Below are 24,533 nucleotides of genomic sequence, written 5' to 3'. Positions count from 1 at the left end.
TAAAATCCTTATTTTTGTTCTTTACTAATTCAGAGAATGGGATTGCCTAAGGAATATATCTTACCGGACTTTAATATAAGAACACTGCACATCTATGATCTGCTAAAGCATACAACAAATGCGGACTTTATAGCTGTAAAGGAGTTTCAGGATATCGCTCCTATTGCTCTGGAGCTAAATGCCGGTGTATTTACAAAGAACTCCCCTCTTGCAGATTTCCCCAGAGTAGCCGTTAGCCAGGTGGGTGCTAATCTGGTAACGTCGTGTTCATGTGATTTTGCCGACGATAAACTGTGTGTACATCAGGCCGAAATTATCCACTGCATCATCGAAGAGAAAGACTATCGTATTTTCTTTGATGCTTATCTGCGGCATAAAACCCTTCTCCCCCATGCAAAGAGCTATGGACTGGAAAAAGAGAACAATCTGGATCTATATTTTCAGCTGGATTATATTGACGGAAGACTACAGGTAAGTCCTAAAATAAAAGAATTGCTGCAGATAGATGAACATATTCTGAAAAGAGATTTGCTTCCCCGCCGTCCGTCTTTAATAAAAGAGCTGGCAACACAAAATACTGACAAGAGGCAGATTCTGGTTATTGGTAAACACCGGTACTATAATATGCTGAATTTCCAGTTGATGGAGGCAGATATTACCCAGACCGGAAAACTTAAAAATCCGGTAAGCAGTATTGATGTAATGAAGCTGCTCTGGAAAACAGAACAGGCATCGGAAATTAAATTCTACTCCGCTATAGCAAGCTTTAACAATCAGTATGGAGAAACTAATCCTTCTGAAGCTGAAGCACTAAAACATATTGTACAAAATCCGCTAAATTTGGAAGTCTACTACCACGACAGAGATGTAGCAGAAACCATATCGGCAAAATCATTGATTCCGGTAAGCCTAAATACACTGAAAGCTGAAATCAAGCTCCATGTTTTCCAAAAAGAACCTTTTTATGAAGTAACCGGGGAGTTATTATTTAGTGATACAGCACTCCCCTTCAGTCAGGTAATCATCAGAAACGAATATTTCGTATACTACCGGAATGTCTATTACCTGATTACAGATCCTGATATGCAGCGGGTGATACAGTTCTTTAAATCCAATAACGAAATACTCATAATCCACAATTCCAAATACGAAGCTTTTATGCAGAGTATATTGGCGCCACTGGAACAGCAAGTACAAGTTAATTACAGCTATATCCGTCAGGCAACACCAAGCCAGTTAGCCGATAAAGATTACCAGATAGAAAAGCTTGTTTACCTTCATCAGGAAGGAAATTATATTTCCATCACTCCGGTAATGAAGTATGGCAATGTAGAAATTCCAGTATACTCGCGAAAGCAATTATTGGATAGCGACCAGAACGGGAACGAGTTTAAAATAGAGCGTGATCAAAATGCTGAAATCAGACTTACCAGAATTGTGATGGAGCAACATTCCGATTTCAGAGAGCAAATGGAAGAGCATGAATACTTTTATCTCCATAAAGATAAGTTTCTGGATGATGAATGGTTTCTAAATGCATTTGAATCATGGCGAAACGAAGGTATACACATACTGGGATTCAATGATATAAAAAATAATAAGCTCAATCCGCACCGGGCTAAAATAAATATAGAAGTAACAAGCGGAATTGACTGGTTCAACGCACAGCTAAAAGTTGGTTTTGGAAATAAAAAAGCAAGCCTAAAACAGGTACACCGTGCAATCCGGAACAAAAGCAAATTTGTACAACTGGATGATGGCACTCTTGGAATACTGCCGGAAGAATGGATTCATAAAATTGCGCGTTACTTTCAGGCAGGTGATATTGATGAAGAACTGCTGAAAATCCCTAAAATAAGCTATACCGAAATACAGGATTTGTTTGAAAAGGAAGTCCTGAGTGAAGAAGTACAGGCAGAAATAGCAACGTATACGCAACATTTTTCTGTAACGGCCAGTATACCTGAAGTTGCAGTACCTGAAACTTTAGATGCCGAACTAAGAGCCTATCAACAAGAGGGACTAAATTGGCTGAACTTTTTGGATGATCATAATTTTGGGGGCTGTCTTGCCGACGATATGGGACTGGGTAAAACCATTCAGATTATCGCTTTTATCCTCTCGCAAAGAGAAAAACATGGACATACAACCAACCTTGTGGTACTACCTACTTCCCTGCTTTTCAATTGGCAGGAAGAACTCGCTAAGTTTGCACCTTCTGTAAAAGTACTAACTCATTATGGTGCAGACAGACAGAAAAGCACCACTAATTTCCAGCAATACGAAGTTGTACTAACCACTTATGGTATGTTACTTTCGGATATTACATTTCTAAGAAAATTCAAATTCAATTACATCTTTCTGGATGAATCACAAACGATTAAAAATCCGAACTCAGAAAGATATAAAGCTGCACGTCTATTGCAGTCCCGTAACAAAATTACACTTACGGGTACTCCTGTAGAGAATAATACTTTTGATTTGTACGGGCAGCTTTCCTTTGCCTGTCCCGGACTATTGGGAAGCAAGCAATATTTCAAAGACATATACGCCATTCCTATCGATAAATTCGAATACAGTAAACGGGCTATAGAACTTCAAAATAAAATAAAACCATTTATCCTCAGAAGAACCAAAAAGCAGGTTGCTACAGAACTACCGGAGAAAACCGAGATGCTGATTTATTGCGAAATGAATGAGGAACAGCGCCGAATTTATGATATCTATGAAAAGGAAGTTCGGGATTTTATATCGGCTACAGAGGAAGATGAAATCCACAATAAAAGCATGCATGTACTAACAGGACTAACCAGGCTCCGACAGATATGCAACTCCCCTGCTTTACTAAAGGATGGGCATTCAGGGGATAATGCTGTAAAAATTGAGATTCTGACTGAGCAGATAGAAAACAAATCTAAAGAGCATAAAATACTGGTATTTTCCCAGTTTGTAGAAATGCTGGATCTGATTAAAGCTAAGCTGGATGAGAAGAACATCCGTTATGAATACCTTACCGGGCAAACCCGTGATCGCGGTGCAAAAGTTCAGCACTTCCAGAATAACCATCAGGTTCGGGTTTTCCTTATCAGCCTGAAAGCCGGTGGTACAGGTCTTAACCTTACTGAGGCTGATTATGTATACCTGGTAGACCCATGGTGGAATCCTGCTGTAGAAAATCAGGCAATAGACCGCAGCTACCGTATCGGACAGACTAAAAATGTAGTGGCTGTACGAATGATTTGTTCTGATACTATTGAAGAAAAAATGATGAACCTGCAAAAGAAAAAGAAAAAACTGGCTCAGGATCTTATTACCACCGAAACCTCTTTCTTCAGTAGCCTTTCCAAAGATGACCTATTGAGTATTTTGTAAAGAACTAGTTGTTAGTCAATTGTGAAACCGCTCAATCGTGTAACTGTAAAACTGTATATACAAATTAACGATTATACGGTTTAGCAAATTAACACATTCACATATTCACCCATTGACATATTGATTAATCTTTGTAAAACTGTTTAACCGTATAAGCAAATTTACACCCAACACCTACATCCCTTTTCTGTGATTATTTTTTTGGTTTGAGTTTTTATAGTTATTTTAGACCCGAAAAATTAGTTAATACCTTATCATTATTTATGGCTAAAAGAGCTATTCTGTGCATTGTTGCATTATTCCTGTCAATGTCTGTTTTTTCTCAAACCCGAGAAAATTCCCAATTAAAGAAAACCTTAGAATCTATTATTTCCGGCAAAAAGGCAACTGTCGGGATCTCTGTAATGAGCCCTGATGAAAAAGAAGTGACCGGAATAAATGCAGACCAGATGTTGCCAATGCTAAGTACGGTTAAGTTTCCCTTAGCCCTCGCTGTTCTCCATGAAGTAGAAAAAGGAAAACTTTCCATGGCTCAGAAACTTTTTATCAAAAAAGAAGAACTTCTGGATGATACATGGAGTCCCTTCAAAGAAAAATATCCGGCAGGAAATATCTCAATAACTTTAGAAGAAGCTTTGAAATGGACAGTCTCCTATAGTGATAATAACCTTACAGATATTCTTATCAGATTAATTGGTGGTCCGGAAACTGTACAGGAATTTATAGACAGCAGCAGTTTTATCATAAAGAATGATGAGGAAGGAATGCATAAAGACTGGGATTCTCAGTTCATCAATAAAATTACACCTAATTCTGCGACTCTGTTACTGCAAGAATTTAGTAATGGTAAGATACTAAACAAAGCCCATACACAATGGTTATACAATGCCATGCTGAACAATGTAAGTGGCAAAAAACGACTGAAAGGCAACCTCCCGACCGGAGTAAAAATTGCCCACAGAACCGGAACTTCATTTACCAATAAAGAAGGGATGACCGGAGCTATTAACGACTACGGAATAATAGAATTGCCGGGCAAGAAGAAGATTTATATTGCTGTCTTCGTTCACAATACTTATGAGAGCTTTGATGATTCTGAAAAAATCATCTCTGATATCGGAAGAGCAGCATACGATTATTACATTAATAAGAAATAATTTAGTTGTGAAACTGTGCAATTGTTTAAATCGTGGAACCTTATAAGCAAATTTACGATTACGCGAATTGGCACATTTACCTATTGACACATTATTAGATTGTTACACTAATTTCATACTCTAACTATATGACCTATAAAGATTTTTTCAGGGTATTAATAAAAATTGTTGGTTTGTATTTCTTTATACAAACATTGTTTTCTTTTCTTCCCTCTCAGATATCAATAGCTTTCCTTAATTCCGATTCTTTAGAAATAATAGGAGCATTATTATATATAATTCTTATCATATTCATATGTTTTGGAATTCTATATTTTCTAATTAAAAATCCGGATAAAATAATTGATCTTTTTAAACTGGATAAAAACTTCGATAATGAGAGCTTTAATATTCAAAATATAAGTTCCAGAAATCTTATAACAGTTGGACTATTTATAATTGGAGGCTATCTGGTAATTAGTAATATTACCAGATTCATAGCGTCTGCCTATTATAAAGTAAAATTAGACCATTCTACTATTCCATTACCCGAGATTGGTAATAATTTTACTCTGCTCAGTAGTGCTCTTAATGTTTTTCTGGGATTTGTACTTATCATATACAGAAAAAACATTGCTGCCTATTTTGAAAAATAACCTATAGTTTGAGTAATTAGTTGCAAAACTGTTTAATCGTTTAATCGTATAAACAAATTTACGATACACGGTTTAGCATATTCACATACTCACCCATTGACATATTGATTAATCTTTGTAAAACTGTCTAACCATATAATCAAATTTACGATTTGACGGTTACACGATTTAACAAATTCACACATTCACATTGCTCTCCAAATAGTCATTCTTAATGTTAATATTCATGTTAATCTATCATAATATTAGCTTACTTTTTCTTTTTTAGCGGTAAATTAGGTGTTCACATAAAATCGCATCTTTATGAATACCCCAAAAGCTAAATCGGTACAGGAGTTATCTGTAAACGGTAAAAACTACCATTACAGTTCTTTAAAAAATCTTTCGGAAAAAGGAGTCGATCATCTTCCTTTCAGTATTCGTATTCTTCTGGAAAATGTCCTGAGGAACTACGATGGTTTCAGCATAACAGACGAACATGTTGATACACTTCTGCAATGGACTCCTGCCCCGGTAGATAAGGATATACCGTTTAAGCCTGCCAGAATCCTAATGCAGGATTTCACGGGTGTTCCCGCAGTAGTAGATATGGCTTCCCTGCGCGCAGAATTTGTACGTCAGGGAAAAGATGGGCAAAAGATAAACCCTGCAATTCCTGTAGATCTGGTTATAGACCACTCAGTACAGGTCGATTATTTTGGTACAGATTACTCTTATGATAAAAACGTTACTTTAGAATTTGACAGAAATAAGGAACGCTATGAACTCCTGAAATGGGCACAGAAAGGCCTGAATAACTTTACCGTTGTTCCACCGGGTATGGGAATCTGTCACCAGGTAAACCTCGAATATCTGGCCAAAGGAGTTATTGACAGAGAAGGCTGGTTAATCCCGGACACTTTGGTCGGAACCGATTCGCACACACCTATGGTAAACGGAATTGGTGTAATTGCTTGGGGTGTCGGTGGTATAGAAGCCGAAGCCGCTATGCTGGGACAGCCAATATTTTTCACCTGTCCGGAAGTTGTAGGTTTGAAGCTTACTGGTAAGATCCCGCCACACTGTACAGCTACCGATATGGTATTGTCTATTACGCGTATCCTGAGAGACAAGGGAGTGGTTGGGAAATTTGTAGAAGTCTTTGGAGACGGATTGGATAACCTGACGGTAACAGACCGTGCTACAATTTCTAATATGTCCCCGGAGTTTGGTTGTACTGTAACCTACTTCCCTATTGATGATCGTACATTGGAATATATGCACGCTACTAACCGATCCCCGGAGCAGATTAAAATAGTGGAAGAATATTGTAAAGAAAACCTGTTATGGAGAACCGGAAAAGAAAATATCCTGTATTCCTCCGTAGTAGAACTGGACCTAAATACTCTGGAGCCAACAGTCTCCGGTCCTAAGCGTCCACAGGATAAGATTCTGGTAAAAGACCTCAGCCATAAATTCTCTGAAGTACTAAAAGATGAACACCATCGTGACTACGAGCCTATTTCTAAAAGAACAGAATATGCCTGGTTATCCGACGGTGGCTCGGGAACAGAATTTACTTTTGGTAAAGTTCCTATAGAAGGACAAAGCCATTCCGAGGTTATTCAGGATACCCTGCATACAGTAAGAATAAAACAAAATAACTCTGAATTTGTATTAAGTGATGGTAGTATTGTTATTGCAGCTATTACCAGTTGTACCAATACATCCAACCCTGCTGTAATGGTAGGTGCGGGACTGCTTGCCAGAAATGCTATAGAGAAAGGACTAAGAACAAAGCCATGGGTAAAGACATCTCTGGCACCAGGTTCTAAAGTTGTAACCAAGTATTTGGAACGTTCAGGACTGAATACTGATTTGGAAGCACTTCGCTTTCATACTGTAGGTTATGGCTGTACATCCTGTATCGGGAACTCGGGACCATTACCTCCCGCTATTGCTACTGCCGTGGACAAAGGTGAACTTGTTGTTGCCTCAGTACTTTCCGGAAACCGGAACTTTGAAGCTAGGGTCCATCCACAGGTAAAAATGAACTTTCTGATGTCTCCTATGCTCGTTGTTGCTTATGCACTAACAGGGCATGTTGATATAGACCTTACCACAGAACCTCTGCAATACGATCCTAATGGTGAGCCTGTGTACCTGAAAGATATCTGGCCTACCCGCGAAGAAATTCAGGAAACAATAAATGAATGTTTGAAACAGGGCGATTTCAAAGAGGTATACGATGTTATCTTTGATGGTTCTGAAGACTGGCAGAATCTGGAAGTAAATTTAGATCAGAATTTCGAATGGGATCAAAATTCTACTTACATCAAAGAAGCTCCTTTCTTTGAGAACATTAGTGCAGATCCTGATCCGGTAACTGATATCAAAGATGCCAGGGTATTATTATACTTAGGTGATTCCGTAACTACCGACCACATCTCTCCTGCAGGTTCTTTTAAAGAAGACTCCGCAGCAGGTACGTATCTGAAAAACAGTAATGTAAACAAAGAAGACTTCAACTCTTACGGATCCAGAAGAGGAAATCATGAGGTTATGATGCGCGGAACCTTTGCCAACGTAAGAATTAAAAATAAAATTGCCGATAAAGAAGGTGGCTTTAGCCGTTACTTCCCTACTAATGAAGTAAAAACAGTATTCGATACTGCAATGGCTTATGAAAAGGATCATACCCCACTGATTATTCTTGCTGGAAAAGAATATGGATCAGGCTCTTCCCGCGACTGGGCAGCAAAAGGAACCTTCCTGTTGGGTGTTCGTGCGGTAATTGCGGAAAGCTTCGAACGTATCCACAGAAGTAACCTGGTAGGTATGGGTGTTGCCCCACTTGTATTCACAGAAGGACAAAATGCTGAATCTCTTGGTCTGGATGGTACAGAAACCTACAGTATATCCGGTCTTGCAGAAAACCTTACACCCCATAAAATACTGGATGTAAAAGCAGTGCATCCTTCCGGTAAGGAAACAGACTTTAAAGCAAAAGCCCGACTGGACTCTGCTATAGAAATTGAATACTACAGACATCAGGGTATTTTGCAGTATGTACTAAGGGAATATTTGAAAAATAACTAAATAAAAAATTAAACAAAATTTTATAAAATGAAAGATTTCATGCTTAACAATGGCTTACCAATACCTGCAATAGGATTCGGAACCTGGCAGATACCTGAAGGTGATGACGCTAAAAATGCTGTATTGTCTGCTCTTGAAAATGGCTACAGACACGTAGATACAGCTAAGATTTATGAAAATGAGAAAAGTGTTGGCGATGGCATAAAAGCAAGCGGTATAGCCCGCGAAGAGATATTCCTGACCACAAAAGTATGGAATAGCGACCGTGGCTATAACGAAACAATGGCTGCATTCGAAAAATCACTCGAGTTATTACAAACTGATTATGTCGATTTGTATCTTATTCACTGGCCGGCGGTTGCCTCTCAGTTCGACAACTGGAAAGTACTAAATGCCGAAACATGGCGAGCACTGGAAGATCTTTATACCTCCGGAAGAGCAAAATCTATTGGTGTATGTAACTTCTTAACACATCATCTTGAAGCCCTAAAAGAAACAGCAAAAATAAATCCGATGGTTAACCAAATTGAATATCATCCGGGATATCTTCAGAATGATGTTGTTAACTACTGCAAAAACAATGAAATCCTTGTAGAAGCCTGGAGTCCTATTGGCTCAGGAAGACTTCTGGATAACGAACTTCTTAAAAGTATTGCAGAAAAATATCAGGCTAGTGTGGCACAATTGTGTTTGAAGTTCTGTTTACAGAATGCTGTTCTACCACTTCCAAAGTCTGTAACACCTGCCAATATTAAAAGCAATCTGAATGTAGATCATTTTAATATTTCAGATGAGGATATGAAAATAATTGCCGGAATGGAAGAAATTGGCTTCTCTGGTTTAAATCCGGATCATGTTCCTTTTTAATTAAAATAAATGAGCACTAAGTTACCTGCTTATAGCTTATAACTTAGTGCTTATCATTCACCATTACTCATAGATCATTGTCTATCAATACAATTGACCAATATTTATCTTCCTTCTCTCTTTATTGACTATCTTTGCATAAAGTTTCCGCAAGGCTAAAAACACAAATGCATTATGGGTTTCTTAAAAGAATATTACGAACAGATAGTTGAACTTCAGGAATCGGAATGGGATTTTATTGCATCACATTTCGAGCGTAAAGTAGTGACTAAAAACGAAATTATCACCCAGCAGGGTGAAACAGAAAACTATTTGTCTTTTATAGAATCTGGTATTGTGCGTTTCTATATTCCGGAAGAGGAAGAAGAGGATGAATTGACTTTTAATTTTAGCTTCGACAAAGAGCTTACCTGCGCTTATGATTCTTTTCTAACCCGTACTCCTTCTCAATATGAAGTACAGGCACTAACCAAAACTGTAATCTGGCAGATTTCTCATCACAATCTTCAGCGTGTGTACATGGAAACAAAAGTGGGCAACTATATTGGCCGCCTGGCCTCAGAAAAATTATTTCTGACAAAAAGTAAACGCGAACTTTCTTTACTGAAATACAACATAAAAGAAAGGTACCTGAACCTCTTTAAAGAAGAACCTGATGTTTTGAAGTATATCCCGCTAAAATATATTGCTTCTTATATTGGTACAACACCACAGGGTTTAAGCAGAATTCGCCGCCAGATCTTTTAATTACTTATCATTTGTTCATTGCCTGTGTAATCAGGTCGCAAGAACTTTGTAAAAATTTTTACAATGATCTTACCTATTCTAGTATATGGCCATAGTATCCTGAAACAAAAATGCTCTCCTATAGCCGAAAATCCTGATCTGAACAAACTTGTAAAGGATATGTGGGAAACTATGCAAAACGCTAATGGCTGTGGATTGGCAGCTCCACAAATCGGACAGGCCAAGCAATTATTTATTGTAGACAGCACTTCTGTCTATGGACTAATGGACAATGAAGATCGCAGAAATTATTTTGACGCTGCGGATCAGGGCATTACCGAAACATTCATCAACGCTAAAATTACAAGTTACTCGGAGGAGCAGTGGGACGATTATGAAGGTTGCCTAAGCATTCCGGGGCTTTCTCAAAAAGTGAGAAGACCATGGGGTATTACTATTGAATATCTTAATGCCAGTCTCCAGCCTCAACAACGAAGCTTTAGCGGGGCTACGGCACGAACCATACAACACGAATACGATCATACCCAGGGTATCCTTTACCTGGATCATCTAAAACCTTTTACCAAAAAGCTAATGGAAACAAAGCTCCATAAAATCAAAACCGGACAAACCGAAAGCAACTACCCTGTCAAATTTTTAAAATAATCACCTATGTCTATTACCAATGAAACAGAACTTACAGGCATGCAGCAGGTAAGTGAGGCTGTAGCCTATACCCTGAAAAAGATGAAAGCCTATGCCCGCGCAGGTATGTCGACTAAAGAACTGGATGATTATGGAGCTAAGATATTGGACCATTTCGGTGCTAAATCGGCACCACTCCTTACCTATAATTTCCCGGGATGTACCTGTATTAGTGTCGGTCAAGAATTTTGCCACGGCATTCCTTCAGAAAACAGAATTTTACAGGAAGGAGATCTCATTAATATTGATGTATCTGCGGAACTAAATGGTTATTGGGCAGATAATGGAGCTTCTTTTGTTATCGGTGTCGACATCCATCAGCATCAGAAACTGGTTGATGCCTCTAAAGATATCCTGAATAAGGCTATCAACAATATAAAAGGTGGTGTAAAGATCGCCGATATTGGTTACCTAATGGAAACCGAAGCCAAAAAAAGAGGTTATCGGGTAATTAAAAACCTCGCTGGTCACGGTGTAGGGAAAAGCTTACATGAAGAGCCTGATGAAATCCTGAATTATCGAAACAGAAACGACCAGAGAAGGTTTAGAAAAAATACTGTAATTGCTATTGAAACCTTTATTTCTACTACTTCTACCTATGCTGAAGAAGAAAATGACGGCTGGACAATGACCGGAAACAAAGATGGTTATATGGCTCAACACGAACATACAATTCTTATAACTGATACAAAACCTGTTGTACTGACCAGAATGAACGGAATACCCTATTAAAAATCATTGCGGTTAATCGCCATAAAAAGACTAACTTCGTTAAGCTTTTCCCCTATACAAGGGAAACAACTAAATTTCGAACAAACCTAATTAACATTACATGGCACTTACACGCTACAGGACTTTTTTTATGCTGGTAGCTCTGACTATCGCTTCTCCCCTGTTTTCACAAAACAATACCAAGCCTTTAGTATTCGGCAATAGTGAAGTTTTTCATTCCGATATACTGAAAGAAGACCGAAATATCAATATTTACCTGCCTGAAGAGTTTAACCCGACTGATGCTACAAAATATCCGGTCATCTATATTCTGGATGGCGGTGTGGAAGAAGATTTTTTCCATATTGCAGGGATTGTACGCTATAATACACAACCATGGGTGGAGCGTTTTCCAAGATCTATCGTTGTTGGCATAGAAAACACCAACAGAAGAAGAGACTTTACTTACGCTGTTCCCAATCTTAACTTCCTGGAAAAAGAAGGTTTTAAAAAGGAAAGCTTTCCGCAGTACGGTGGTTCCGAAAAATACATCAGTTTCTTGAAAAACGAACTTCAGCCTTATATTGAGAAAAAATACAAAGCCAATAATAACAGAACAATTATTGGTGAGTCCCTTGCCGGATTGATGTCAACCGAAATATTACTAAAAGAACCGGAAATGTTTAATCAGTACATCATCATTAGCCCAAGTATGTGGTGGGGTGGAGAAAAATTATTAAAAGAAGCTGACAGCTTTTTGAAATCCAGATTAAAAACAACCAAAAATATTTATATCGGTGCTCCAAATAAAGAGGAAGATGTAAGGATGTATAATGAAGCTGAAGCGCTTTATAAAATACTAAAGTCTAATAAGAATATAAAAGTAAGCTTTGATTATATGCCTGATGAATTACACTCCACAGCAATACATCAGGGCGTATACAATGGGTTTAAAAAGCTTTATCCAAAGTCAGCATATTCCAAATAATAGTGATTACAGAATATTTTAGCAGCTTTGGTATTTTTACTTCTGAGGAAATTGCCACAGTCGTTCGGTTGTTCGAAACCAGAAAACTGGATAAGGGTGATTTCTTTGTAAAGGAGCATGAAAAAAATAATGAAGTTGCTTTTATAGAATCCGGGATTTTCAGATCCTATTACACTTCTGCTGACGGTAACGATACAACATATTGCTTCCGGTTTCCTAAAGATATGCTGGCAGCCTACTCTTCTTTTATAACCGGAAATCCGAGTACCGAAAGTATGCAGGCAATTACTCCCGTAACCTTACTCGTTATACAAAAAAATATGATAGACGAACTGGAAGCCCAAAACCCTAAATGGACAATGTTTCTGAAAATAATAGCTGAACAGCAATACCTGGAACTTGAAAACCGGGTATTCCAGCTTCAGAAAGAAACAGCTCTGTATCGCTATACCTCTCTTCTGAACAATCATCCGCAATTTGTACGGGAAATCCCTTTGCAATATCTTGCTTCCTATCTGGGAATAACCCAGCGCCACCTGAGCCGCATCAGAAAGCAAGTTTCTTTTTAGACATTTGTCCTGTTATTGAGGCAAATGCTGTTCATAGCTTTGCACAAATCAATCTTATGAAACGCATCGCAATTATCAACGGACATCCTTATAAGGAATCCTTTAATGCAGGTTTGGTAAAAACCTATAAAGAAGGAGCCTTGCAAACGGGAGCTACTATACAGGAAATAAACATTGCAGATCTTGAGTTTAATCCTAACTTGGAAAGCGGTTACAGTAAAAGAACAGAGTTGGAACCTGATCTTTTAAAAGCTTGGGAAATTATTCAGTGGGCAGAGCATTTGGTATGGATACATCCTGTTTGGTGGGGAGGTCTTCCTGCAATTACCAAAGGTTTTATCGACCGTTTATTCCTTCCGGGAATGGCTTATAAATACCGTGACAATTCTATTCTATGGGATAAACTACTAAAAGGGAAGACAGCCCGTATTATCACAACACTAGACCAGCCAGGTTGGTATTACAGGCTCATGTATGGCAGACCAAGTGTTAATCAGCTTCGGAAATCTACTTTACAATTCTGCGGTATCTCTCCGGTAAAAGTTACTTATATCGGAATTATTCGAAACTCTCCTGAGGCCAATCGAAAGAAATGGCTACAGCAGGTAAAAAGAATGGGATTAAAGTTGAAATAAAGCATATACAGCCCTGTCAAAGTTTTAGACCTTGACGGGGTTATTATTTTAAGCCATACAAATAGCGTTTATTCTATATTTAAAAATAAACTTCCCCCGTGTAACGTTCACATGTATACAACTGACTTATTGAATATTAGAATCAGTCACCATGATCAGAATATTACCTCTTTTCAGCTTTATCCTGTTAATTCTTTTCTCCTGCAAAGGGAAATCAGAGAAAGATATTGTGCTTCGGTATTATGAAAAAGACAGACTTAATGGCTCTGTTCTTATTATAAAAAATGGGAAAGTAATTTGTGATACAGCATTAGGTTATAAAAGCTTTGAGGAAAAGAGTATCCTAACCAGAGAGACTCCATTCTGTATAGCTTCTATAACAAAGCCATTTACTGCTGTAGGAATTATGCTATTACAACAGCAGCATCTTTTATCGTATGATGATAAGGCCAGTCGTTATATTCCCTCGCTTCCTGTTTATGCACAGAACATTACAATCCGACAGTTACTCACCCATACCTCCGGGCTACCTGACTATGAAAATATCCTGATAATGGATTCCCATAAAATTACAAATCAGGACGTTTTTAGCTTTCTAAAAAAGCAGGCAGGTTTAAAATTCCCTTCCGGAGACAAATTTGAATATAGCAATAGCGGCTATATTGTACTGGGGCAGATTATAGAAGCACTATCGGGAGAGTCATACAGTAAATTTATGCAAAACAATATCTTTACGCCTTTGAAAATGCAGCATTCATTTGTTTATGATTCTGAAACGATTCCACCCTCTAATATCGCGAAAGCTTATGATGCTCATAAAAAACCAGATGATTATTCTTTATTAACAACAGGAGATGGCAGTATCTATTCCACTACCGGGGATTTGTACAAATTTGATCAGGCATTAAAAAACCACCAGCTACTAAACGTTGAAAATTCAAAACTGATGTACAAATTGCCTACTCTGAAAGGCGGAAAACCAAGCGAATATGCTTTTGGGTGGTATATATCAGACAATACTGCCATGCATACAGGAGGAATAGATGGCTTCAGAAGTGTGATCTGGCGCGACCTTGGTTCTAATACTGTAATTATTGCTCTTACCAGTATGGGAGATGCTTTTCCGGTATACAAATTTTTGGATGAAGAAAAGAAAGCTCTATTCCTGAACAAGTAACAGTCGACTCAATTTATATACCTTCTGGGCAAGCATTTTAATATAATTTTCAATATCACTAATAAAACAGTTGTATAATTTAAAACCTTGTCGTAACATTGTATAACTAACAAAATAGTGATACATAGAAACTAAATAACCATTATATGACAAAGTATTAACAATTCAATTATTTCAACTTATAATACCTCCATAACAGAGGTATTTTTTTTATTTTTTTTTAAGATAATGTCCCTCTTCTGTTGTCTCAATCGTTATGCTAATGAATTCAAAACTTTTACATAATGAAAAATATACTGCACATTATCTCCAGTGCGAGAGGCCAAGAGTCTTACAGCTACAGACTAAGCACTGCTATCGTAGAAAAATTAATGGATACAGATCCTAACGCAAGTATTACAAAAAGAAATCTTACAAAGGAATTTCCACCATTTATTGATGAAATACTAATTCCGGAGCTCTATAAAACTCCAAAAGACTATAATGAGGAATCGAAAAGACTTCTAAAATACTCTGATGTCATATTTAATGACGTCAAAAATGCCGATATTATAGTAATAGGCACTCCTATGCATAATTTTAGTATTTCGGCACCGCTTAAAGCCTGGATAGATCTACTTATCCGCCCTGGTATTACTTATAATTTCGATAATACAGGTGCAAGAGTTGGTCTTCTCCAAGACAAAAAAGTATATCTGGCAATTGCCTCGGGAGGTAAATTACCAGATACTATGCGGGAAAATGATTATATAGAATCGTATATAAAAACTGTTTTCCAGGCCTATACAGGAATTACAGATATTCGTACATTTAGGGTTGAGGGAACTATCGAAAACAATTATAGTACGGACGACTACAAAAAGATTATACAAAACCTCTAAATAAAACAGGCATGAAAGAATTTGCATTAATTTTCAGACTTACAGATATCAATGACTTCCGCCCTTCTCCGGAACAGATGCAGGAACGTATGAACTGGTTGGCAGGTATTGTCGCTCAAAATAAACTGGCAGATAAAGGGAATACCCTCTTACCTGTGCAGGGAAGTGCTAAAACAGTAAAGCCCGATAACGTTATAAGCGATGGCCCTTACACCGAAATCAAAGAGTTTATAAGTGGATATATTGTTGTAAGAGCTGAAAACATAGAAGAAGCTATTGAAATGACTAAAGGAAATCCTATCTTCAAAATAGGCGGGAGCATAGAAGTACGTGAAGTTTTAGCGCGTAATTAATCGTGAAACAACAATCGGTTAAAGACATACTTCCCCATCTATTCCGACAGGAATATGCTAAAATGACGGCTGTATTATGCCGTCTTTTTGGCATTCATCATATTGAAATTGCCGAAGACCTTGCCAGTGATACATTTTTGAAAGCTTCAGAATACTGGGCGCTTCACGGAATACCAGAAAATCCTAGTGCCTGGCTCTATACTGTTGCAAAAAATAAAGCTAAAGATTATTACAAACATACCGGTATTGCCAAGGAAAAGCTTCAGGAAATTTTCAGAACAATGCATAGTGAGGCAATGCAAGAAACGGAAGCTTCTGAACAATATATTACAGATAGCCAACTAGCCATGATATTTGCAGTATGTGATCCCTCGATACCTACTGAATCTCAAATATGTCTGGCACTACAGATATTATGTGGCTTCAGTATTGCAGAAATTGCCGATGCTCTGCTCAGCAAACCGGAAACCATAAAAAAAAGATTGACAAGAGCTCGGGAAAACCTTAGAAACACAAATTTTCAAATCATTCTTTTAAGCGTATCTGAAATAAAATCCAGACTCAGCACAGTTTTAAAAACCCTATATCTTTTATTCAGTGAAGGCTATTTTTCCAAAAGTAACCAATACTATATTCGAAAGGAACTATGTCTGGAAGCTATAAGACTCACCCTGATACTTACAGAATCTACTCTTACAAATACTCCGCAGGCTAATGCCCTGTTAGCCCTGATGTGTTTCCAAAGTTCCAGGCTGGAAGCAAGAACTGATCTATACGGAAAGATGGTTCTCTTTGATAAGCAGGATATAAGTCTTTGGGATCGATCTCTTATTGATAGAGGAAATTACTATCTTGTAAAGGCTTGTACAGGAAATGAAGTTTCCAAATATCACCTGGAAGCAGCTATTGCATATTGGCATACCAGTGTTGGAAACGAAAAAAAATGGCCACAGATATTAGAATTATATAATCAGCTTATTTCTATCGAAAATTCACCAATTACAGCACTCAACAGACTTTATGCTTTCTCAAGAGTCTATGGAAAAGAAAAGGCCCTCGAAGAACTTCTGAAAGGCGAAAAAACAGAAAATAGTTATTATTATGAACTATTGGGATTCTTATACGCCGATACGGAAATATCCAAAGCAATACATTATTATTCTGAAGCAATAAAACTGGTAAAATCCGGAGCTGAAAAACAGCATATTCAAGAGGAAATTGAACGATTAAAGAATATTTTGGAATAAAAATTAAAAAAATAAAATAAAACAGCAGGGGTAAACATATAGAAAACAAGGGGTTCCAAATATTAAACACTTATTTAGAAATGACCTTTACTATTTATATTATAAATACTTGCAAGAGTTTTTTTTTTAAACGTACTTTGTGACAAATCGTTCTTCTTACAAAGAATAGGATTTTGATTTAGATTATATAGGGCTGCTATTTAGATTATTAAGTTGGGTGCCATTCGCTCTATTTTCTTTTTATCGTTGTGTAGATGGCGTACAGCACTAATTTAACAATGTATGAATCCATCGGCACCAGCCCTTACCGGAATTCCGTTTTCCGAATTTTTAACTCATTTTAAAGATTCTATTTCCCAACTTTTCAAAACAGACTGTATAAATCAGCTAAGTTTATCCAGAGGTCTTCCTCCGCATGTATGGAAATCCATTATGAACTTAAAACCTTTATCAGTTGCTATCCCTGAAGAATTTGGCGGAAGAGGAACAAAAGTAAAGGAATGCCTTGGAATTCTCTCAGCTGCATCTTATGAATCCCTTCCTCTTTCTTTAACATTTGGGATCAACATTGCTCTTTTCCTCGAGCCATTGGCTAAATATGGGAATGCACTGGCAAAAGCTGATATCTTTAAGCACTTTTTAGATTACGGCGCAATGGGCGGGCTTATGATTACAGAGCCGGATTATGGTAGTGATGCTCTTAACATGAAAACCCAGAATAAACTGGAAAATGATACATACCATATAAAAGGAACAAAGCATTGGCAAGGTCTTACAGGAATGGCCGATTACTGGTTGGTAACTTCTAGGAATATAAATGCAGAAGGAGCTCTTGCAAGAGATGTAGACTTCTTTATTGCCAATACACATCAACCTGATCAAAATATAGATGTAGTCGAATACTATGACAATCCGGGACTGTATATGATTCCTTACGGATTGAATAAAATTGATATAAAAGTACCACAGCAGAATAAATTAATTCCTGAATCTACAGGACTAAAAATGATGCTGGACATCCTTCACAGAAGCAGACTTCAGTTCCCGGGAATGGGAATGGGCTTTTTGAAGCGTATGATGGAAGAAGCATCCAAGCACTGTCAGGAAAGGCAGGTAGGTGCAGGAAATCTGTTATCATTTGATCAGGTACAGTTTCAGCTTTCCAAAATGCAGTCTTTCTTTACACTTTGCTCGGCAATGTGTGCAAAAAGTACTAAAGTAAGTGGTATAGATCATGATGTATCAGGAAGCGGTATTCATGCAAATAGTATGAAAGCTCTGGTAACAGATATGATGCAGGAAGCTGCGCAGCTATATGTACAGCTATCCGGAGCTAAAGGTTACCGTATGAGCCATATTGGCGGACGTGGTATTATGGATAGTCGTCCGTTCCAGATTTTTGAAGGTTCTAACGAGATGCTTTATACTCAGATTGCAGAAGGAATCTTAAAGGATATGAAGAAGAAGAAAACAGAAAATCTGGCTCAGTATTTAGGCATTAACGAAACGACTAAAAACGCCGCTACAGTATATAGTAAAGATCTGGACATCAGCATTAACGCACCTATTTCTCAGCGTAAAATGATAGATCTGGGTAAAATTGTTGCTCGTGTCATTATCGTAAATGATCTGCTAGAGCTTAATGATTCCGGATTCAGCCAGGAACTTACAGACAACTGTATACAAATGGTAAGACAAGAGATCAGAAATCTTATCGCTTCCATAGAGCACCATGAAAATATATATGCTCTGGAAGACACCAGTAATAAAAGCGACTGGATGTTATTTTCATAAAACATTCTTTCATCTATAATAAAAGCATTTTTCTTAAACGGAAAAATGCTTTTTTGTTGCCCTAATATTTGAACACAAATCCCTACCAGTCCTTTCTATCTTTAAAAAAAATATCGCCAATGAAAACATGACACTCATTTTTAGTATATTTAAACTAATAAAATACATCAATGATGAAAAGTAAAATTATTTGGTTTGTATCTTCCATTCTGTTTGCTCTATTTATGAATTCATGTTCAACAAGGAGCAAATTTTCTTCAGAATCCCTAAACATAGGAATGACAAAAGAACAGGTCCTGGCAAAGTTTGGAAAGCCTTATAAATCTTCATTTGTACAGGATAAAGAGACCGGAGCAATTGAAGAGACTTTATTTTACAGAGAATTCCTTTATATTACGGGGAACAGCAACATAACGAATATCTTGACTTTTAAAGCAGGAAAGCTTATATCCCTGAAGCAAGGGCAGGAATCCGGCTCTTCTACTCAAACAACGATTATCAATACACCTCAGTCTACAGTTGTCCAAACTCCTAATTGATCATATTTTTTCATGAGTTTTATGCTATAATCTTTTCAATCAACTTTTTAAGCAAATAACTTTAACACTATTAAATATATTTTTCGTATATTTGCATAATCATATGACAATATGAACAGGGCTTTTGCCAATGCTATTTCTGTAATAGTTTAGAATATTTATATTTTTTTCTCAGTTTTCGCTTTTTTTCAGTTGCCGTATTTTTTTTAACCTATAATTCAATAATTATGAATATATTAGTTGGTAAACTGAACCCTCAGACAACCGAGCAACAATTGGAAAAACATTTTAATTCTTTTGGCTTTATAACTGCTGTAGACATCATTAAGGAGTCTTACTCCGGTGATTCTCTAGGCTATGGATATGTGCTGATGCCCAATCCTGAAGAAGCAGAAGCAGCAATTAGAAAACTGAATGGTACATCTCTGGATGGACATGCAATATTCGTGAGCAAAGCCTCACAAAACAGTAACAGATATAGATTATAACATAACCCAGATCATAACTAAATAAACTAAAACAATATATGGCAGATTCTTTCTCTAAAAAGGAAAACAACAAGAAAAAAGCACAAAAACAACAGGAAAAAGCAAAAAGACGCGAAGAGCGTAAATCAACCAATAACAAAGGCAAGAGTCTGGACGAGATGATGGCATATGTAGATGCCAATGGTCAGATCACTATGACTCCGCCGGAAGACAATGCTCCACTGGAGATTAATCTGGATGACATACAGCTGGGTGCTGCTCCGATAGAAGCAGAGGAAGCTGTAAAAACTGGGATTATTACATTCCTTAGTGAAAAAGGCTATGGCTTCATCACAGAAGACAAAAGCAAAGAGAATATCTTCTTCCACATCAATAACTGTAAAGAGCCGGTAAAAAAAGGCAACAAAGTATCTTTCGAAAAAGAAAGAACAATGAAAGGATTTGCAGCTATTGATATCCAGATTGTTAAGTAATAAAAAATGAATTTTTAATCTTTACCGGTTTAAAAATTTATTTTCAATAAAGCTGTTCCATATCGGAGCAGCTTTATTTTTTTTAACCAAAACAGATAAATGCATTATTTTTTACTGTATCTTTGCTTAGCATTACGGCTGTGACATTCTTTTCAGCCATCCGGAAAGTTTTTGTGACCAAATATTTCCGGTCCATACAATATATTAATCTGTTAATTAATCTTATATTATAATGATGAGAGTCAAAAACTTTATCTATTTATTACTATTGGCTACAGGTCTGTTACTAGCCTCCTGTATCCGGGATCAGGCTCAGAATATGGAAGCCGATATAGAAACCGCAACAATAGCAAATTCTACAGAAATCTTACAGATCCAACCCATTATCACTGACAATACAATTACATTCAGATTAAAGGAATACACCACCGATTTCCATTTTTCTCCGGAATTCACTTTAACACCAGGAGCCAGCATAAAACCTGCAAGCGGAACAAAACTGGATTTCAGTGCTCCTCAGAAATATACTGTAACATCAGAAGATGGTGCATGGACAAAAGAATATACAGTATCATTTGTTGTCGATGATTCAGAAAGGCGTTATTACCCTTTTGAAAATGCAGAAGTTATTGATACAGACGGCCCCGAAGGTCATTTCCATAGGTTTTTCGACTATCAGGCTAATGGACAGAAAAAATACGATTGGACGACAGCAAATGAGGGCTATAACATTCTGGCTGAAACATTGCTGGAAGAGGGAGAAACGCTTACTCCTGCCTTCTACCCTACAGCTCAGATACCAGATGGTTATATTGGAAAAGGTGTAAAAATGCAGACAAAAAGTACAGGACCATTAGGTGGTATGTTTGGCTCGCCATTGGCTGCAGGAAATCTATTCCTTGGAACATTTAAACTAACCGTTCCTGCAATTAAGTCAACTCTTTTTGGAATCCCTTACAACTTCAAAACGGCGCCAAAAGCTATTAAAGGTTATTTTAAATACAAGGCCGGAGATAATTTTGTAGTGAACAGTAAAACCGGAACCAAACTTACAAAAGACACATGGGATGCTTATGCTATTCTATTTGAGAAATCGGATAAAAACAATTACCTGAGTGGTGATCACTCTTTCAAAGATGCACGAATGGTAAGTGTAGCGAGAATAAAAGCAGACAAAAGAATAGAAACAGATAAGTGGACGGCATTCGAAATTCCTTTTGAGAATGTAAACGGAAAAGCTTTTGATAAAAATAAGGAATACATGTACACGATTGTATTTACATCTAGCTTAGAAGGCGATTTGTTTAATGGTGCTGTAGGAAGTGCTTTATGGATCGACGAAGTAAATGTCGTCACGGAGTAAAAACTAAAGTTTTCTAATCTTAACAGAATCAGAATTATCACATGAAAAGAGTATTATTATCCATATTATTATCACTGGGAACCAGCAGTATTGTTTCTGCACAACAAATAGAAGCAAATATCTCTACGCCAAAACCCAATTTTTTCAATACTGATATCGATTATCAGATCCGAGCAAATTATAGCATTGGTGGTAGCACTCCACTAGGTATGCCCCGCGAAATACGTAAAATAGAAAGTTATAACCCAACGCTTGCTTTAGGCCTTGAAGCCAATGCTACAAAATGGATTTCTGAAGACAAAAAATGGGGTATCCGTTTAGGTGTTCGTGTAGAGGGGAAAGGAATGAAAACCAAAGCAGAAGTAAAGAATTATCTTACAGAAATAAAACAGGACAATTCAAAAGTACGCGGGTACTATACCGGTAAAGTACAAACCACTGTAAAAAACTCCTATATTACAGTACCTGTGTCTGCGGTCTATCGTCTGTCTGATAAATGGAATCTGTATGGTGGACTTTATTTTTCCGGGCTTATTGATAAAAACTTTGATGGTTATGTTTCTGATGGTTACTTGCGTCAGAATACACCTACAGGACCAAAAATTACATTCTCTGAAGGTAGTACTGCAACCTATGACTTCTCGAATGAAGTACGTAAATTCCAATGGGGATTGCAACTGGGAGCAGAATGGTCTATGAACAAACATTTTGTTTTGTTCCCTGAATTCTCTTACGGAATCAATGGACTTTTGAATAAAGACTTCGACGCGATCTCATTTAGTATGCACAATGTATATCTGAATATGGGCTTCGGTTACAAATTCTAAAAAATAAAATATACAATTCTAAAAGCCCTCTTCCGAGGGCTTTTTTTATATCACATCATATTCATTTTTATTAAAATAATAAATACATAACCTAAATAATTAAAAATAGCAACATATATAAACAATAAATTATCAACTTATTATATAAAAAGCCTATTGTTTATCATAAAATAATTTTAGATATTTGACACCAAACTAATAATCCATTTAACAAACTGAAATACTGATGAGTAACACTACTTTTTCTGATTCAAAAAAACACTATGAAATCCTGGATGGTCTGCGCGGAATTGCCACTATTATGGTCGTTATGCTCCATATTTTGGAAATATTTGCCGGTGGTGACCATACCAAACTGATGATAAACCACGGCTACCTTGCGGTAGACTTTTTCTTCCTCTTATCTGGTTTTGTAATTGCTCATGCTTATGATGACCGCTGGAACAAAATGACTATTGGTCAGTTTTTCAAAAGAAGACTTATCCGACTGCATCCTTTAATTATTGCAGGGATGACTCTTGGCGGGATATTTTTCTATTTCAGTGAATCAGCTGTGCTCTTCCCTATCGTTGGGGAAACTCCAGTATGGAAACTGATATTAGTAATGCTTATTGGGTATACACTTATACCTGTTCCGCTATCTCTGGATATACATGGCTGGGGCGAGATGCACCCACTAAATGGACCTGCATGGTCATTGTTTTATGAATATGTAGGCAATATTCTGTATGCATTCTTTTTAAGAAAAGCATCTACAACCGTACTCAGTATACTGGTTTTGTTATCCGGAGCATTTCTGGCTTATTATACCATTACAAGCCCGCAGGGAGATATTATTGGCGGTTGGTCTCTTACCGGAGAGCAACTCACAATAGGTTTCACAAGACTTTTATATCCGTTTCTGGCAGGATTATTATTGTACCGTATATTCAAGCCAATGTCCCTGAAAAATGGTTTTTTACTATGCAGTATATTATTGATAGTTGTTCTGGCAATGCCGAGAATTGGTGGCAAAGAACAACTTTGGATGAATGGAGCCTATGAAGCCTTTACTATTATATTTATATTTCCTCTTATCTTATTTTTAGGAGCCAGTGGAAGTATTAAAGGAAAAGCTGCGACAAATATATGCAACTTCCTCGGAGATATTTCTTATCCATTATACATCACCCACTTCCCTGTTCTTTATGTTTATTATGCATGGGTTGTAAACAATAAAGTAACTTTGGACCAGGCCTGGCCAATAGGCATTGGAATTCTGACAGTGAGCATTTTAGTTGCCTGGCTACTCCTGAAGTATTATGACATCCCGGTAAGAAAATGGCTTACCCAAAAATATATGAATACCAAACGTTAATATAAAACAGCTAAAAGAAAATCTTTTGGCTGTTTTTATTCTAAAAAAAATTATTTTTTTATATTTTCTATTCTGAACACCAAACTATTTACTTCATTTTCAACATCATTTAGTTCACTAAACAAATCTAATCCAGACTTTTCAAGCACTTTAATTGAAGGCAGATTTGAAGGTCTGACCAAAGCGTATATATCATCTTTACCTAATTCATTAAACCCAAATTCAATTGCCATTTTAGCAACTTCTGTAGCATAGCCTTTGCCCCAGAAATCTTTATCAAACCTATATCCCAAATTCAATCTCAGATGATTCGCATATTGTTTATAATTTAGACCTCCGAAACCTATTACATATTTTGGATCTGTTTTCTCTGCAATAGACCAAACACCAAATTTATGTTCTTGCCAATGTCTAATTATAGTTTCAAAATTTCTTTTTGCAGCCTCATATTTCATAGGTCCGCTTGGATTATATAGATTATTTTGTGGGTCAGAATTAATATCAAAATACCTATCAAAATTATCTTGATTTGGTGCATTTAGAATTAATTGTTTTGTATCTATCATTTTATATTAATTTGATTTTCTGCTA

The 24,533-nt window shown here is 37.0% G+C and carries 23 protein-coding genes; 22 read left to right on the top strand and 1 reads right to left on the bottom strand.

Features of this window, described 5'->3' with window-relative positions:
* The first annotated feature begins 36 nt into the window (after nucleotides 1-36).
* The 22 genes from C8J95_RS03470 to C8J95_RS03365 all read left to right on the top strand — a co-directional run bounded on the left by C8J95_RS03470 (nucleotide 37) and on the right by C8J95_RS03365 (nucleotide 23,942).
* Nucleotides 37-3,372: a DEAD/DEAH box helicase gene (locus tag C8J95_RS03470; protein WP_107808762.1), complete on the top strand. Its 3,336-nt coding sequence runs from the start codon at nucleotides 37-39 to the stop codon at nucleotides 3,370-3,372.
* Between the two features lie 263 nt (nucleotides 3,373-3,635).
* Entirely contained in the window at nucleotides 3,636-4,529 is an 894-nt protein-coding gene (bla, locus tag C8J95_RS03465) for a class A beta-lactamase (protein WP_107808761.1), read from the top strand.
* A gap of 128 nt (nucleotides 4,530-4,657) precedes the next feature.
* On the top strand, nucleotides 4,658-5,164 hold the full coding sequence (locus tag C8J95_RS03460) for a hypothetical protein (protein WP_107808760.1): 507 nt from the start codon (nucleotides 4,658-4,660) through the stop codon (nucleotides 5,162-5,164).
* Between the two features lie 303 nt (nucleotides 5,165-5,467).
* Nucleotides 5,468-8,242, top strand: a complete 2,775-nt coding sequence (acnA, locus tag C8J95_RS03455; protein WP_107808759.1) for an aconitate hydratase AcnA — start codon at nucleotides 5,468-5,470, stop codon at nucleotides 8,240-8,242.
* A 27-nt stretch (nucleotides 8,243-8,269) separates the two neighbouring features.
* Nucleotides 8,270-9,109 carry an aldo/keto reductase gene (locus C8J95_RS03450; protein WP_107808758.1) on the top strand — a complete coding sequence of 280 codons (840 nt, stop codon included), beginning with the start codon at nucleotides 8,270-8,272 and terminating at the stop codon, nucleotides 9,107-9,109.
* Nucleotides 9,110-9,283: 174 nt separating this feature from the next.
* Nucleotides 9,284-9,856, top strand: a complete 573-nt coding sequence (locus tag C8J95_RS03445; protein WP_107808757.1) for a Crp/Fnr family transcriptional regulator — start codon at nucleotides 9,284-9,286, stop codon at nucleotides 9,854-9,856.
* A 63-nt stretch (nucleotides 9,857-9,919) separates the two neighbouring features.
* Nucleotides 9,920-10,501, top strand: coding sequence for a peptide deformylase (gene def / locus C8J95_RS03440; protein ID WP_107808756.1), 582 nt, complete (start codon nucleotides 9,920-9,922; stop codon nucleotides 10,499-10,501).
* A gap of 6 nt (nucleotides 10,502-10,507) precedes the next feature.
* Nucleotides 10,508-11,272 (top strand): type I methionyl aminopeptidase, encoded by a 765-nt coding sequence (gene map, locus C8J95_RS03435; RefSeq protein ID WP_107808755.1) that lies wholly within the window; start codon nucleotides 10,508-10,510, stop codon nucleotides 11,270-11,272.
* Nucleotides 11,273-11,372: 100 nt separating this feature from the next.
* On the top strand, nucleotides 11,373-12,239 hold the full coding sequence (locus tag C8J95_RS03430) for an alpha/beta hydrolase (RefSeq protein WP_107808754.1): 867 nt from the start codon (nucleotides 11,373-11,375) through the stop codon (nucleotides 12,237-12,239).
* A 2-nt stretch (nucleotides 12,240-12,241) separates the two neighbouring features.
* Nucleotides 12,242-12,808, top strand: a complete 567-nt coding sequence (locus C8J95_RS03425; protein WP_107808753.1) for a Crp/Fnr family transcriptional regulator — start codon at nucleotides 12,242-12,244, stop codon at nucleotides 12,806-12,808.
* A 56-nt stretch (nucleotides 12,809-12,864) separates the two neighbouring features.
* Complete coding sequence (locus C8J95_RS03420) at nucleotides 12,865-13,443, top strand: NAD(P)H-dependent oxidoreductase (RefSeq protein WP_107808752.1); 579 nt, start codon at nucleotides 12,865-12,867, stop codon at nucleotides 13,441-13,443.
* 151 nt (nucleotides 13,444-13,594) lie between these two features.
* A complete protein-coding gene (locus C8J95_RS03415; protein ID WP_107808751.1) occupies nucleotides 13,595-14,620 on the top strand; it encodes a serine hydrolase in 1,026 nt (341 codons plus the stop codon).
* A 284-nt stretch (nucleotides 14,621-14,904) separates the two neighbouring features.
* Nucleotides 14,905-15,501 (top strand): FMN-dependent NADH-azoreductase, encoded by a 597-nt coding sequence (locus C8J95_RS03410; protein ID WP_107808750.1) that lies wholly within the window; start codon nucleotides 14,905-14,907, stop codon nucleotides 15,499-15,501.
* Nucleotides 15,502-15,512: 11 nt separating this feature from the next.
* On the top strand, nucleotides 15,513-15,854 hold the full coding sequence (locus C8J95_RS03405) for a YciI family protein (protein ID WP_107808749.1): 342 nt from the start codon (nucleotides 15,513-15,515) through the stop codon (nucleotides 15,852-15,854).
* Nucleotides 15,855-15,856: 2 nt separating this feature from the next.
* A complete protein-coding gene (locus C8J95_RS03400) occupies nucleotides 15,857-17,101 on the top strand; it encodes an RNA polymerase sigma factor (protein WP_255412708.1) in 1,245 nt (414 codons plus the stop codon).
* A gap of 282 nt (nucleotides 17,102-17,383) precedes the next feature.
* Entirely contained in the window at nucleotides 17,384-18,895 is a 1,512-nt protein-coding gene (locus tag C8J95_RS03395) for an acyl-CoA dehydrogenase family protein (protein ID WP_107808747.1), read from the top strand.
* A gap of 278 nt (nucleotides 18,896-19,173) precedes the next feature.
* Nucleotides 19,174-19,434 (top strand): hypothetical protein, encoded by a 261-nt coding sequence (locus tag C8J95_RS03390; RefSeq protein ID WP_370446819.1) that lies wholly within the window; start codon nucleotides 19,174-19,176, stop codon nucleotides 19,432-19,434.
* Between the two features lie 227 nt (nucleotides 19,435-19,661).
* Nucleotides 19,662-19,922, top strand: coding sequence for an RNA-binding protein (locus C8J95_RS03385; protein WP_059155565.1), 261 nt, complete (start codon nucleotides 19,662-19,664; stop codon nucleotides 19,920-19,922).
* Between the two features lie 38 nt (nucleotides 19,923-19,960).
* Nucleotides 19,961-20,395 carry a cold shock domain-containing protein gene (locus C8J95_RS03380; RefSeq protein WP_078721506.1) on the top strand — a complete coding sequence of 145 codons (435 nt, stop codon included), beginning with the start codon at nucleotides 19,961-19,963 and terminating at the stop codon, nucleotides 20,393-20,395.
* A 235-nt stretch (nucleotides 20,396-20,630) separates the two neighbouring features.
* On the top strand, nucleotides 20,631-21,758 hold the full coding sequence (locus C8J95_RS03375; protein WP_107809011.1) for a PCMD domain-containing protein: 1,128 nt from the start codon (nucleotides 20,631-20,633) through the stop codon (nucleotides 21,756-21,758).
* Between the two features lie 41 nt (nucleotides 21,759-21,799).
* Nucleotides 21,800-22,585: a porin family protein gene (locus C8J95_RS03370; RefSeq protein ID WP_107808746.1), complete on the top strand. Its 786-nt coding sequence runs from the start codon at nucleotides 21,800-21,802 to the stop codon at nucleotides 22,583-22,585.
* A 226-nt stretch (nucleotides 22,586-22,811) separates the two neighbouring features.
* The gene (locus C8J95_RS03365; protein ID WP_107808745.1) at nucleotides 22,812-23,942 is read left to right on the top strand and encodes an acyltransferase; all 1,131 of its coding nucleotides are present in this window, start codon (nucleotides 22,812-22,814) and stop codon (nucleotides 23,940-23,942) included.
* A 50-nt stretch (nucleotides 23,943-23,992) separates the two neighbouring features.
* Here C8J95_RS03365 and C8J95_RS03360 read toward each other — a convergent pair whose 3' ends face one another.
* Nucleotides 23,993-24,508, bottom strand: a complete 516-nt coding sequence (locus C8J95_RS03360; protein ID WP_107808744.1) for a GNAT family N-acetyltransferase — start codon at nucleotides 24,506-24,508, stop codon at nucleotides 23,993-23,995.
* Nucleotides 24,509-24,533: the final 25 nt, after the last annotated feature.

The organism is Elizabethkingia sp. YR214, from assembly GCF_003058195.1.
Taxonomy (GTDB): domain Bacteria; phylum Bacteroidota; class Bacteroidia; order Flavobacteriales; family Weeksellaceae; genus Elizabethkingia.
Note: the sequence above shows the minus strand (reverse complement) of the source record. Positions and strands in the feature narration are given on the sequence as shown.

What these genes read in the sequence shown, in the direction of transcription:
- C8J95_RS03470 (WP_107808762.1), top strand. Translation starts at nt 37, where the DNA reads ATGGGATTGCCTAAGGAATATATCTTACCGGACTTTAATATAAGAACA.
- bla (WP_107808761.1), top strand. Translation starts at nt 3,636, where the DNA reads ATGGCTAAAAGAGCTATTCTGTGCATTGTTGCATTATTCCTGTCAATG.
- C8J95_RS03460 (WP_107808760.1), top strand. Translation starts at nt 4,658, where the DNA reads ATGACCTATAAAGATTTTTTCAGGGTATTAATAAAAATTGTTGGTTTG.
- acnA (WP_107808759.1), top strand. Translation starts at nt 5,468, where the DNA reads ATGAATACCCCAAAAGCTAAATCGGTACAGGAGTTATCTGTAAACGGT.
- C8J95_RS03450 (WP_107808758.1), top strand. Translation starts at nt 8,270, where the DNA reads ATGAAAGATTTCATGCTTAACAATGGCTTACCAATACCTGCAATAGGA.
- C8J95_RS03445 (WP_107808757.1), top strand. Translation starts at nt 9,284, where the DNA reads ATGGGTTTCTTAAAAGAATATTACGAACAGATAGTTGAACTTCAGGAA.
- def (WP_107808756.1), top strand. Translation starts at nt 9,920, where the DNA reads ATGATCTTACCTATTCTAGTATATGGCCATAGTATCCTGAAACAAAAA.
- map (WP_107808755.1), top strand. Translation starts at nt 10,508, where the DNA reads ATGTCTATTACCAATGAAACAGAACTTACAGGCATGCAGCAGGTAAGT.
- C8J95_RS03430 (WP_107808754.1), top strand. Translation starts at nt 11,373, where the DNA reads ATGGCACTTACACGCTACAGGACTTTTTTTATGCTGGTAGCTCTGACT.
- C8J95_RS03420 (WP_107808752.1), top strand. Translation starts at nt 12,865, where the DNA reads ATGAAACGCATCGCAATTATCAACGGACATCCTTATAAGGAATCCTTT.
- C8J95_RS03415 (WP_107808751.1), top strand. Translation starts at nt 13,595, where the DNA reads ATGATCAGAATATTACCTCTTTTCAGCTTTATCCTGTTAATTCTTTTC.
- C8J95_RS03410 (WP_107808750.1), top strand. Translation starts at nt 14,905, where the DNA reads ATGAAAAATATACTGCACATTATCTCCAGTGCGAGAGGCCAAGAGTCT.
- C8J95_RS03405 (WP_107808749.1), top strand. Translation starts at nt 15,513, where the DNA reads ATGAAAGAATTTGCATTAATTTTCAGACTTACAGATATCAATGACTTC.
- C8J95_RS03395 (WP_107808747.1), top strand. Translation starts at nt 17,384, where the DNA reads ATGAATCCATCGGCACCAGCCCTTACCGGAATTCCGTTTTCCGAATTT.
- C8J95_RS03390 (WP_370446819.1), top strand. Translation starts at nt 19,174, where the DNA reads ATGACAAAAGAACAGGTCCTGGCAAAGTTTGGAAAGCCTTATAAATCT.
- C8J95_RS03385 (WP_059155565.1), top strand. Translation starts at nt 19,662, where the DNA reads ATGAATATATTAGTTGGTAAACTGAACCCTCAGACAACCGAGCAACAA.
- C8J95_RS03380 (WP_078721506.1), top strand. Translation starts at nt 19,961, where the DNA reads ATGGCAGATTCTTTCTCTAAAAAGGAAAACAACAAGAAAAAAGCACAA.
- C8J95_RS03375 (WP_107809011.1), top strand. Translation starts at nt 20,631, where the DNA reads ATGAGAGTCAAAAACTTTATCTATTTATTACTATTGGCTACAGGTCTG.
- C8J95_RS03370 (WP_107808746.1), top strand. Translation starts at nt 21,800, where the DNA reads ATGAAAAGAGTATTATTATCCATATTATTATCACTGGGAACCAGCAGT.
- C8J95_RS03365 (WP_107808745.1), top strand. Translation starts at nt 22,812, where the DNA reads ATGAGTAACACTACTTTTTCTGATTCAAAAAAACACTATGAAATCCTG.
- C8J95_RS03360 (WP_107808744.1), bottom strand. Translation starts at nt 24,508, where the DNA reads ATGATAGATACAAAACAATTAATTCTAAATGCACCAAATCAAGATAAT.